The following is a 13905-nucleotide window of genomic DNA, read 5'->3' as shown; positions in this document are numbered from 1 at the left end:
GATGTTGTAACTTTTAGCTAAGGTCCAGCAAACAAAAGCCCTTCAATTTGTGATAAACCTCAAAATCGACGACACGAACTCCCTATTATCGATAGGAACGTGGCTCATTTGTTATACGCAATTTTTTGCTAACTCAAAACCTAGTTACTCCTGAAGACAACCAATCAGGAGAGAACTATGCAAGCAGAAGCAACCACCAAACCCTATCACGCACGTCTGGCCAAATTGGAGCAGGCACTGTCGGTCATGCACACTATCGTTTCGAAAGAGATGGTCATGCCCGGTGTTGATGAGCCAGATGATGATATTGAACAGCAGATCTTAATGATGCTTCTCAAGCGCGCCATGTCCAAGGAGGACTGTATCCCGGAAATGGCAGTGGAATTTGTACAAGGGTTTCTGGAGCAGGCATAAATACTCCTACCCAGAGCTTAGTTAGCTGTGAGGACCTCACTAATTAACTAAGGAAGCCATCATGAATCCATTGATACGGGTATACAAACGTCCATCCAAAAGCCCCTGGCAGGACCATCACACAGTAATGCTACTGGCAGAAACCTCGGTGAATACTGAAGGTGAATTGTTACTGGGGTTTGGGCGTTACATCTATCTTCACCGCGACTGCCAAGGCCAACAGTTAGGGATTAGTATCAGCAAAGCCATGCTGGCTGATACGCCTGAGCTTGAAAGCCAATACCTATCAGGTGATGAGATGAAAGCTGTGTTGTATCTCTACCTGGATGAAATTTCTGCCTTTTGTGAGTTTTTCAGCGAAGACTTTGAGCAGGTGTTTGGTCTGCCACCATCCATCTACATTGAAGCAGCTGAAAACCACCTGGCTGAAGCGATACTCCAGCTTGAATGCTGACGTTATGAGCTTGAGTATCAACTACTGGCGGGCCGCAAGGCTCGCTTATTCAATCAAGATAAAACTGAGCTATCAAGGATTACCTATACCAAATCATTGCCAGCAGGGAGTGCCAGCATGTCATGTTGCTGGCTTTCGGTAGGGTCTTTAAACCACTCAAACTCTGTGGTTAGCTTTATCCTCACGCTATTCTGTTGGTATCTTAAACCAATTGCAGGTAACCCCTACTCTAAATGCCAATCCGAGGGAGATAATGGCGGTTTTGTTTGTAAGAAAAGCAACAATTATTAGTTCTGCTGCACATTTATTGCCGCGTTGCCCTGTCGTTGCACAATGATGTGATGGACTCTTTTCTAGCGAATTCGCTTTGTCATACTAATTTTAGCGCATGAAGACGACATTTGTTGAGGGGACGTCCATTACATCACTCACTGGAAAAAAATCAAAAAATTTAGAAATATTTATGGTGTCTCATTAATTCATACACCTGTCATAAAACATTTAGACTCGATAAAAATGGCATCATCTATTAGAAAAAAGCAATCACAGCTTATGATATTGAATTGATGTTTTTTCTTTAGTATCCCACCTTTGATGCCACCATATACGATGTCACTCCATGGGATCAGTAGTTGAATTCTAAATATAGTCGGCCAAAATTCAGAACTCTTTATGTAAAGGCCACTCTGAACCGGTCTGATATATAACCAGTTAACATACTCCATTTTTGTTATTGGTCGAGGCGCACTTAAATAACCTAGTGTAAACCTCCCCTAAACTTATCACTACCAATGAGCTCGATTTCAGTCTCATACAGCTGGTTCAGGTTACCTATTAATCCTTTACGTGAAAGCTTATAATCGACTATGACCCACGCAATAAAAAACAATAATAAAGACATTAAAAAACATATGTTAATGGGTCCAATTGTAAATAGAGCGTCCTAGATATCCACCAAAACCCCCTAATATATTGGTGCTTGCACCGTAAGTACCGACAGGGATACTAAAGACGGCCTCTGCTTTATTAGAGCCTCTAGCCACTCCAAACTCGTGTATTGCAGTATCAAAGTCCAATCCTTTATATATAAATTCAACCCCATCACCACAGCCTGGTGCTGTAGCAGAATAACTTACTGGTCCTACATTTGCTCTAAAAGAGCCCCCAGGCCCCTTTAACCTTTCAACAGTGACGGTCTCCCCCCCCACATTCCTCTTACAAATCCTCCGTTAGCAAATTTTGCTGAACTAATTCCATATTCAGGGGATAAAGTCACTTGCGCTGTTCCTTCGTGGTCAAAAGCTAAAGACAAAGATATTGAGAAGTGGCGGTTCAAAACTGTAAAGCCTAGCCCCCATTTACTCCCCAGAGATAAAGTCCTTTAGGATCAATAAACTGCACCAGATCTCCCAACACATACCCATATAGATTACTGTCCCCACCTGCAAATCGGATCGAGCCTATTTCTCGAAAGCAAGCACAAGCATCATAATCACAAACATCAAAGCGGATAACTATTAATCTTTCAAAAAATGGTTTCAAATCTAGTCAAACCCAATACTACTGTTCGGCATTTAATCTCTACTTTCACTGTGCTTTAAAAGAAGGCTTACCCCCTGACTGCGTAAATGGCAACACGCATAATAACACTACTTTCTCCAGCGTGAGTTTTTTATATCTTTAGCTGTTACTCCATATACAATTATCAAATACAATAAAATCGAATTGTCTGGTAAAAAATCCACCCCTAATATGCCACTGATAAAGCTACATACATCTTGGGTAAACATTAAAAGAATGATAGACACTGGAATAACAATAAAAACAAGCCTAACCCAAAACCCATCGTTCTTCCCTCATTATTTATAATGCAGCTATTACGTCTATTTTGCGCTTTAAGATAATATATAATCAGTTCCTTAAGCCAAGGACCAGCAGCACCTGCAACATAACCTCTGAATCCAAGTGTGCTCCAACAATAGCTTCAAAAACAGAACCTCTACCAACTTGTTCTAATGAAGAGTCAGCGGGTGACAATGTTTTAAAATAACTTTATCCATAACCCATCATCTATACTTTCTCTTTATTTTCACCTATGAATCCTTAGTACTTTTCAAACCCAAAAGCAACTTGATACCATTTATGTCAGGGGAAAAGAACATTAAAAAAAGAGACAGTATTACAGATAAATATATAGGTATATCGCCCCAATACACATATAAAGCGATACACAGGGCGATCCAAACCATTAAATATAGCCAAAGCAAAAGTTTACCTATTAACACATTGACCTCCATATTCATCTACCAACACATTATCATAAGGAATAGTGTATTCAGCATAAATATAGGAACCTATCAAAATACCAAACTCAAACGCCCCGCCAACACCAAAAGTGTTAATACCCATTGCTCTAAAAGTTCCGGCCCAGTTAGTTGGTGGCATCCTTTTTACTCCAGCTGCGTTATAAACAAAGCTATTAAAACTAGCAGTAAGAAACCCTTCAACACCCATAATTTTAGCAACAGCAACACCCGTCCCAATAGCTACCGGGGGAGGAACTGTTATTCCCCAAATGGATTCATTTGTTTGCTTAAAATGTTTTATAGCGTCATCGGCTACCAATGCGTTTCTTTTATTAATAGCATTTTGCACCCAACTTGGCTGGCCGTACGCAGGATTATCCAAATTAATTAAACCTGTAGGATCAATAAACTGCACAGGATCTCCCAACACATACCCATATAGATTACTGTCCCCACCCGCAAATCGGATCGGATCTTTATTCGTCCAACGCCCTGTATAGGCATCGTAATCCCGAGCACCAAACCTCGTGAGTCCAGTCGCCGCCTCATACAAGCCACCTGCAAAACCAAATGGTTGAAAGCCAGGATTAGTGTCTAACGTTACAATACCAAACTCATCGTAGTTCATTCGTTGCGCAATAGCACCTGTTTGTGCGTTAACAACTAATCGAGGTGACCCAAGATGGTCACTAATAATCTTATAAGCCACACCCCCTTTGATCATATATTCAGGTACATTCACTCTCGCGCCATAAACAAAATGTGCCACGACATTGTTGGCGGCATCTAACTCTGCAACCGGGTTGAGTTGGTCGCCGTACAAGAAGCCTTGCTGTAAAATTCCATTAATTTTCTTACCAATACGCCTGTCACTACCATCTATAACATAATCAATTTCTGTAGCATCAGGCAGGGTTACCTTGAGGAGGTTGCCCAGCACATCATACTGATAAAGTGTTATTTCCTCATCCACACCTGATCCACATCGCTTCTGTTTGAGCTCACCGTTGGCTGTGTATTGATAGTGACAATCACCGTACATTAACAATCTGTCTTGATCGTCATATGAGCCAGAAAGCAATGAAGTACCTGTACCATCACTCACCTGTTTGCTTAAGCGATTACCATTATCATCAAAGCTATAAGTTATAGTCACATCAGCCTTGGTGACTGTTGTCAGCCTGCCACTTTGGTCGTAATCATAAGCTTCATCAAAGCTCAAGCCATCAATATTCAAGTCTTTCTGGGTAATGCGGCCTAATTTATCGCGTGTGTAGCCAGCAACGAACAATTCGGATGTGTTGTACTTAACCGATTCACTATCAAGTTCCCCAAAGTTGTTGTAACTCATCGCCGTATTGACACTAAACAATAAGCTGGTGTTCACCAACCCCATTTTCTGTGCCTCTCGGGTGTAGCTTAAATCCCCCACTTGAATCAACAGGTCATCAACGTCAAACAGGAGGTCAACACAGTTAACGGCATTAACGCATTGTTGATTGACAACAAAGCCGTCGCTGTATCTTTGACTAAACGAGCCATTGACAACACCAGACCAAGTTTGCGAGAGCAACAAGCCTCCGTCATAATCGAAATCGATTCTTCCACTATCTGGAGCAGTCACATCACTCAAATACCCCCCCGTAGTATAGTTATAATTATAACGTCCACGTGGAATATCTATGCTCGCCAGCTCTGAGCTTCCGCTTGTGTAGTTAAAGAACAATTGTTGATTGTCTGGGCGGGTAATCATTGCCAATTTACGATCACGGTCGTAATCATAACGTGTTTGTGGCGTAGTCACTCCGGTTACAATTGGTGGGGTATAGTCAGTTTCTCTATCAACACTATTATAGTTAAATAAGTGTGCTGGACGACCAGGTGGAGTTAGCGATGTTAGGTTGCCACTGCTGTCATATTCCTGCTCTAACACACGGCCATCTGGATAAATGGTTCTATTTAAACGCCCCAGCACATCATACTCAAAGGCAGTTACATTCCCCAAGGCGTCAGTGATTGAAGTTAATGCTCCTTTACTGACCTGATCGTCGTAAAAGAAGCTACTGACCCTATCTCCTGTAGTGATATTGCTTATTCGACCTCGACTATCATATTGATAATGTACTTCGTGCAAGCCGCTCACCTGCTTTTTAACGGCAAGCATTGTCGACGGGTCATATAGATAACTTGAAGTACGGCCGGCAGCAGAGGTGATTTGCATCATACCTGTAATAGTATCGTTGACTATTGTTGCGGCATTACCGTTATGAGTGATTGCCACAGTGCTTTTGGTAGTATCAGTGCCATTTCCTGCATATGTTTTATCGATTTTCGTAACACTTTTAAGCCCGCTGGGCATGGTGGTTGTGACTAGGTGAGGAACTTCTAGCGCGGATTTAGGATCGATCACTTTTTCGACAACAGTGTCAATAGAGCCTCGACCGATTGTTTCTTTCAGCTCATCTCCTTGAATAGTCAACACGTGTGTAGTGCTATCAGTCTCCGTAGTGACTCTCTGTTTATCACCATTGGGTAATAAGGAGATAATCGATTGCCAATTATTACTTTCAGCCGTTGAATAACCGTAGGTCAAATCCTTAGTATTGGGGTCTTTACTGCTGAAGAAATCCCATATTCCACCCTCTGGATCACGGCTCTGATCAATCCTCCCTGTACTATCAAAACTACGGGTAAATAGACTCCCATTAAGATCCAGCTCCTCTGTCATCAAACTATTTAAATAAACAAAGGAATAACGAGCACCGTCATCATATTCAACCGCTGTTAGGTCATTAAACTGATCTATAGTTAATTTTGTGACATAACCGTCTGGAGAGACAATTTCCGTCGCGACCCCATTTGTATCTCGAACGATCGTAATGGTGTTATCAAACCGATCCTTCACTTCAATGAGCCTGTTGTCACTATCATAATGGAAAGTGGTCAGCGTGATACCTGTAGTTGTGTCGATTGTCTTAACATGACGTCCTTTGTGATCGAACACATAGGGACTACGATTACGCGTCAAGTCGTCGCGCACACACCTCGCATAATAACGCTCCACCGTTTTACTATATCCCTGATAAGAAAAGCTGGCACTCTCTATCGCCCACGCCTGCTCTTCCATGTTTGTGATATCAGGTGTTGAAGTCCAATAAGGTTTTCGAAAACTAACGTCATGAGTCCAGATTTCATTATCTGGTATAGATGTTTGATTCACAAATACTGCATTAGGTAAAGCGTAATTCAACTCATTGATATTAGGTAGACGCCAATCGCTATAACCGGCATGAGTCAAACTTTCACAGTAATCAATGCTCTCAGCCCAACTGTATGTAACGCTGCTGTTGGTACCTTCGTCTTGCCACATTAAGCCATTTTGCTCGTCAATTACGACTTCATCGGCATCATTGCGTTTAAGCCCTTGAGCATAACTAGCATCTAATGTATCACCAGACACACAATTTACTGGCTTTAATATGTTTTCAGTATTTACAGTCTTTGTGTTCCAAAATGATTTAGCTTCTATGGAAAACAGAGGGTAACTCTGCTGGGAACCGGATTTGTCAATTGTATATCCAACTTCTTTAGGCGTTGGCAATCGCCATTGCTTAGTTTCGGCACCAAGATTTAAATTATTACAATAATTAATTGCCTCAGATTTAGTCCTAAACTTAGCATGTACACCGGTAATATATTGCCATTCTAGTTTAGTTACATTGTCAATGAGAATACCGTTCTCATCAATACTGTAATCTATGTCCAACCCACCCTTCTGATAGTAGCCGTCATCTCCGACATAATGACTTTGGTTGATACCCGTCCTTAGTATGTTCGTTCCATTATTCACTTCAACCACATCACCATTTCCTTTATAAACTATATTAAAGGGGCTGTTAATATGGTGATTAGATAGCGCCCAACCATTGGCTATCTGGCTTTCAGGCGCATTTAATAATGTTACAATACCATTGCTCCATCGGATAATATCTTCGCGACCAACAACAGACGTCGTTGTTGAGCCCCATTGAGCCCATGCGATTGGGAAGCTAGAAAGCGGATTACCTGATGTTGCAGTATTTCCTGCACTATAATATTCAGACTGATATTTATATCCAATACTTATTCTTCCTCGAACAAATCCATGTATGAGCTCTCCGGAAGGATCCATCCCATCCCAAATAAATTCAACATTTTGAAGTAGAGCAGGAGCAAATCTTTGTTCGAAGCGATTACCACCAATTTCCAATATTGCAATCATTTCGACTACGCCATCAGGTAAGTCTACACCGCTCACGTTAGCACTAATTTTGTGATGATAACCATGAGTTCGCTGACTTGAATAATGAAGTGTTAATCCGGTTCCTGTAAGTTCAATATCTTCATGCAAAACTAGTGACTTAGGTTTTATATAAGAACTTACAGCTACGCATTGGTTTTCATCAATACTTTCATTATTACTATTAGCGTCTATGTTTTGAGGTGCTGTTCCATCAGCATTTGCTGACCAATTGAGGTCGTGTGGCGAGAAGTGAGTAATGCTGCCGCGCCAATAAGTTTTTCCGGCTACATACGACTCTAGACCTACAACTTCGTCTTCAGTTTGTCCGTCTCCATCAAAATCATCTGCAACGTCATCTCCGGTAAAATCAATACCATCGATACTTCCATCCTGATTTGCGTCAAGTAGTTTAACTACAACCCCATTATTCTCAGCTTTCCACACTCCCTCTACACGATCGTAATACCCCATAGGAACTATTTCGCCCACGGCAAAATTTAAAAAATTGTCGACATAAATATCGACAGGACTGTCGAAAGTGACTGATTCGTCATCTCCAACACCTGGTATCTCAAGTTCAGAGCAATAGGTAAACGCAGTTTCTTGAGGCAAAGGAGCAGGCATAGAGTTAGGGATCTCATACTCTGTGGCTCTGACAAAGAAATCTGTTAGCTGCCTGGTCGAGCCATCCTTAGCTGTCACTGTCGCCGAATTAACACCATTGAAAACCAGAGTTGTTGAGCGTTGGCCAAACTCATCGGAAATCACACTTGATTGATGGACCTGAGGCACACTAGATGAAAGGTCGATATTGGTCTTCAGTATATCGACTGATAATAGAGTCACATCTTCCAGAGAAGCCCACGTATTACTCGCGCTAATTATTGAACGGTGGACAGTAAGGTGGCTATCTTTTGCATAAACTAACGTGCGCTCCCCCGCTTCGCCTGCCAGAATGAACCGTCCATTCACATCGGTCAAAACGCTTCCAAACTCAGGTTGTTCATGAAAAGAGATGTTTACATCTGGTAATGGATTGCCATCTCTATCAACAACTAACCCAACAAATAGACTAAACGCACTTGGATCATAGCTGTCCACACTGCCGTTCGACGGCAAGTATTGTAGATAGTCCTCAGCAAATGTACCGGATAAGTTACTAACGTCAGTTTCATCTTCCACCCAAACTACAATGCTGTTAGATTTCAGCCCATTAAAGTTAGCGTAAAGAGAGTCACGGCCTGTTTTTAGACCTGTGACTAACCCACCTTGAACACTTATTACTGAATTTACACCAGGAACAAAATTGGCGTAAGAGGTTAGATCAACCAATGAGCCATCATCATATATACCAGTAAGTTTTAAAGTGGTGGTATCACCTGGATTAAGAGTAATATTCCCTGGTGTTAGTGATAAAGATTTCAGCCCTTCATAAGGAGCGTTCATCGCATCGACTTCTAAAATAGCATTCTCATAACATTGATGAGCATCGCTTAAATCAACTGAATCTGTGTTGCTATAATCCCAACCATTTGAGGGATCAAAGTGGTTAAGAACAACGACAACTCCCTCCTTAGTTGGAGGAGTAGTGCCTGGCTCATAACTCCCTGTGGCAATACCGAAACCTATGAGCCCCTCTTTTTCTAAACTATCACCGCTGTTTTCATTCAACCCAGTGATTAAAATGAAGTCTCTATGCCCCCAAGATTCACCTAGCAATGGATACTTGTCGGTATAAATCCACATATAAATTGCTGTAACAAGAGCCTCAGATTCAGAAGGTGTGGCGCCGGATGTTATAACTGAGAATAGATTTTCTCTAAATGTCCCATCATGATTAATAAGAATATTGGAATTTTCTTTAAGACGATCTTCCCAATCTGCATTATCACTACTTCGATAGTGAGAGATCACCTCATTGTTTCTTCGTAAATAATCTGCATATTCAGAGGCTACGCTGACTATTTCTACACTGACACCTTCGAAGGGCTTAATACCACGCGCTTCACGTTCACTATTTATCAGGAACAAGCCCTTTTGCTGTGATGTCCATGAATCCCAAACAGTTTGGGAAGGCATTTTTAAAAGTTTATGTATGCTTTTATCTAGTGAGCGAGCATGATTAAACGCGTTTTCAATCTCCATAACGTCAGTATAGTTCGCACCATACCAAGGTATATCATCCAATGGATAAATATCTATATAGGCTGAATCATCAGTTGTGATTATGCCATCACACTGCCCCAACTCTATCTGTGAATACACAGTAACGAAGATGGTATCGACAGCAAAATTCCCACTCATATCTGTGGTCTTTAACTCAAGTGTATAAGTTCCTTCTGTAAAGTCTGATTTAGAGAAACTGCTAGAGTTACTGACTGTCAATCCTTCTAGCGTCCATTCGAAACTTCCGATTTGATAGTTGTCAGAACTCATTGATCCATCAAAAAACACACTAGTTCCGACACGAACAAATTGGTCTTTACCAGCAACAGCAACCGGAGGAATTATATCTGGAGGTAAAACGGTAATTGTGACAGCATCCGATGAAGTATTACCACTATAATCCTCAACCCAAAGTGTATAGGTATAAACACCTTCCAATAAGTCAGATGGCGAATACACACTCTCTGTGCTCACGGTTATTGAACCAAGTTCCCAGCGATAGGACGATATAGATTGATTATCGGTACTTGAAGAACCATCAAGCGTTACTGGCACACCATAAGGAACAGATTGATCAACACCGGCATTTGCTACTGGAGACTGAGTATCTTCAGGTATAACCGTTACTTCTAGGCCATCAGATGAAGAGTTACCGCTTGAGTCAACAACATTTAAGAGAAAGCTATGAGTTCCTTCAGCTAACCCTACATATTCCAATACCGCCCCACTACCAATCCATGCCCCCTCTAAATACCAATTATAGTGACTCACCCCCAAATTGTCGCTACTCTCTGTAGCGTCTAATGTCACCACAGTTCCAAATGAAACAGTTTGGTCTGGTCCAGCATTAGCTATGGGAAAAATATTATCAAAAGGTTGAATTTCTACATTCACCGTATCCATTGAACTAGAGTCGTTTATATCTGTAACTTTCAGTTCAAATGTATAAGATCCAATATCACGGTAAGTTGAAGATTCAGTGAACCTAGCCATTGAGGCAATTAGTTGACCATCTTCATACCATTCATACGTAACGATTCCATTATCATCAAAACTATTAGAGCCATCCAATGTAATAACATTACCTGTTAAAATAAACTGATCAGGTCCTGCATTTGCAACAGGAGGAAGATCATTGGGATCCTTAAGTACGTTGACCGAGAAAGTGTCTTTTGTAAATACCCCTTTTTCATCGGTCACAATCAACTCTATCGTACGTTGACCATAGGTTAATGAACTAGTCGTAAATACTACGTCATCACTTAATTTAGTTTTATTTGAAGAATTAGTGATATCCCACCATGCATATTCGACAATGGTTCCGTTAGGATGATGACTTTCACTAGCATCAAAGGTCGCTGGCTCGCCCGCTACAATAGTCCTATTTCCACCACTAATTGCTACAGGTGGAACAAAGTCTTTAACACACAAACTGCCTAAATAAAAACCTTGATCATTGCCATAAAGAGTTAAACTAACCACCCACGGAAACGGAATATTAACATTACTTATACGGGGATGTAACGCCATACCATATCGAGAGCCCTCATCATTATAAGATTCATTTCTAGTTGTCGAACTCCAATATTTTCCTGGTTTAACCTGATAGAGATATTGAGCCTCATGAATGTTGGCGACTCGCCAATCATCACTATTAGCCCCTGTGTAGTTCTCACAATAATCCTTTGAAACCAGCCAATTGTCACTTAAACTCGAGTTGGCGTGCCACATTAAGTTAACATTTCTATCAAATCCCGTATTATCATTGATCTGCTCATAATTTATTTGCTTTATATCCCCACTAACACAGCGTACAGTTTCATTATAGGAACTTGTGATATCTCTCAGTTGAGGCCAACCGTAATCAAATAAAACACCATAGGCTTCATCTCGCGGTCCATCAGAGTAATTCATTGTATATACCCCAGAAGACCAATAAAACCCATATTGAATATTCTGCTTAAACTCATCAAAAATTGAAAAATCTAAAGAACCTACCTTAGTCGAGGTGAAGTCAATTAACGTGGCCAGCTCATATGGAGAAGGTAAACGCCAGTCAGTAATTCCACCAAGTTCTAAATTAGAGCAGTAATTTTGAGCACTTTGCCAATCATAGTTGGAATTAATAATATCTGAATTATCTGACCATTTTAAATTAGTTATATGATCCGTAACTATATCGTTATCGTCATCACGACTAAACTGCCTCACTAACCCTGAGCGATAAAATGCATCGTCGCGAGCTTCAATGATTGCGTCAGAACGTGTTTGAGGTAACTTTGATGCTTTGAAACGATAAAAATCATCTAACTGTGCGGGTGAGCAACCATCTGCATTAACGGTTTCCATAATGTGAGTATTTGGACATAAATCAATATTATCTAATACACCATCTTTGTCCGAATCAGTATAAGTAACGTTAAGCGTAAATGAGTATATACTGCTATTTCCATTGACATCTGTAATTAACACTTCGACGATAACCAAGCCTTCATCCGAAGCTTGTGGACTCCATGTAATAACACCAGCTGAGTCAATAGTCATACCCATAGGATATTGTAACAATTCAAAGCTTAATGGCTCTCCGTTATCATCTACATTTTCTAATGTTTTAATATATTGGCTATTAATAAATGCGCTTTCTAACACTTCTATTGTTACTATCGCTTCATTAGACAGTTCTTTGGTATCGCTTGCCCTATAGCTGAAGCTATCAATTCCGAAAAAACCTTCATTTGGGGTATAGGTAAAACTAACCCCATTTTCAACTAAAACTCCATTCTGTGGAAATCTTTCAATATGAAAAGTCAACGGATCATTTTCAGGATCGATAGCATTAGCTAAAACTGTTACCGCGACACCTTCGTTTATTTGTAAGCTTGTGTCTGTAGCAACAGGATTTCCATTATTTTTACAATTAACCATCCCTTTGTATGTAAAAGAAATATTATCCTGTCCCCTTAAGGAAAAGTTCGTCAAATTGATACTTGCAAAACCATCAACTTGATAGCCCTCTTCATTAACTTGAGACCATACTGGTATAACGATATCCTTGCCTAGTAATTTTGTTAGTCCAGATGAGTATGTGGTATCACTTATCGAACCAGCTAGCACCCTAACCCAATCATGTTTCTCAAGAAACGTATCACCGACATCTGATGGACTTCTATAACCGTCACTATTGCCAGGGGGAGTCGTCATATTCTCAAAATAATACGAACTATTCCCCCCACTCCAACTAAGCCAATTGAAATTAGTTAAACTGTTTCCAATCTTAATATCCTCAAATAAGTCACCTGCATTGCTCGTACTCAATAGCGAGTATGGGACTGTAATTGGATAAAGCTCACATTGCCCTATTGGTGTCGGAGCGAGTACCTCAATTAAAATAGTTGCAAGGGCTGAGTCTTCAATTGAGTCATTAGCTTTAAAGGTAAACGCATCGATTCCTTCAAAGCCGGCGTTTGAGACGTAGACGTAGTTTTGATCACTACCAACTAGCGATCCATTCACTGGTGCATCTATGATCGTGTAAGTCATATCCTCGCCGGATTGAGTGGAAGCACTCAATCCGATTGATAGCTCTGCTTCACCAACTGTAATAAAGTTGTCATTTTCAGCGACCGGGCCCGAGCCAGCGCTATCACAAGAGGCGATTCCTTTATAAACAAATGAAATACTCGGAGCCTTACCTTTTAACTTATAGGCTGTGAGGCTTATGACTCCAAATTCCTGGACTCTGTATTGCTGAAAGCCGGACGTTGTTGATTGTTGGGACCACAAAGGAACGATGATGTCTTTGCCAATTTGCATGTCCAACGCGTTAGTAACTTCTCCCGAAGTTGGAAATGAAGATAATCCAAACACCCAATCATTCACTCCAAGAATTACATCCGATTCATCATTGGGGTTAACATAGCTGCTATCATTTCCAGGGGGAGTAAGGCTTATCGCAGCGGCACTATCACTTGTATCCCCATTCCATGTCAGCCAAGAATGACTATTAGAAGTATTGCCAAACGTAATGCCTTCAAAAGATGTACCGGTAGCCCCCCCTCCAACTAATGAATAAGGAACAGCTATGGGGTATACCTCACAAGTTTGAGTATCATTAGCTGCAAAAGAGAAAAATGGAGTAAAAAAAGCTAGGGCTAGTATTATAACCATCCGTAGAAAACACATATCTGCCGTCCCCGAGATAATAGCGCAAACATCTTGTTAACATCACTTTTACCTTACATTCACACCCCGTTCAAGCTAGTAGCCACTGACAAACCAAAAAG

The 13905-nt window shown here is 40.8% G+C and carries 3 protein-coding genes; 2 read left to right on the top strand and 1 reads right to left on the bottom strand.

The window, feature by feature from the left end:
• Window positions 1–177: 177 nt before the first annotated feature.
• Window positions 178–414: a hypothetical protein gene (locus ACFOE0_RS06790; RefSeq protein WP_248934896.1), complete on the top strand. Its 237-nt coding sequence runs from the start codon at window positions 178–180 to the stop codon at window positions 412–414.
• A gap of 61 nt (window positions 415–475) precedes the next feature.
• Entirely contained in the window at window positions 476–868 is a 393-nt protein-coding gene (locus ACFOE0_RS06785; RefSeq protein WP_248934897.1) for a hypothetical protein, read from the top strand.
• A gap of 2271 nt (window positions 869–3139) precedes the next feature.
• Here the strand turns inward: ACFOE0_RS06785 and ACFOE0_RS06780 are convergent.
• Complete coding sequence (locus ACFOE0_RS06780; protein ID WP_380711640.1) at window positions 3140–13804, bottom strand: Lcl domain-containing protein; 10665 nt, start codon at window positions 13802–13804, stop codon at window positions 3140–3142.
• Window positions 13805–13905 lie beyond the last annotated feature (101 nt).

The organism is Shewanella submarina (assembly GCF_042646185.1).
Classification (GTDB): Bacteria; Pseudomonadota; Gammaproteobacteria; order Enterobacterales; family Shewanellaceae; genus Shewanella; species Shewanella corallii.
This window is presented reverse-complemented; position numbering and strand designations above follow the sequence as displayed.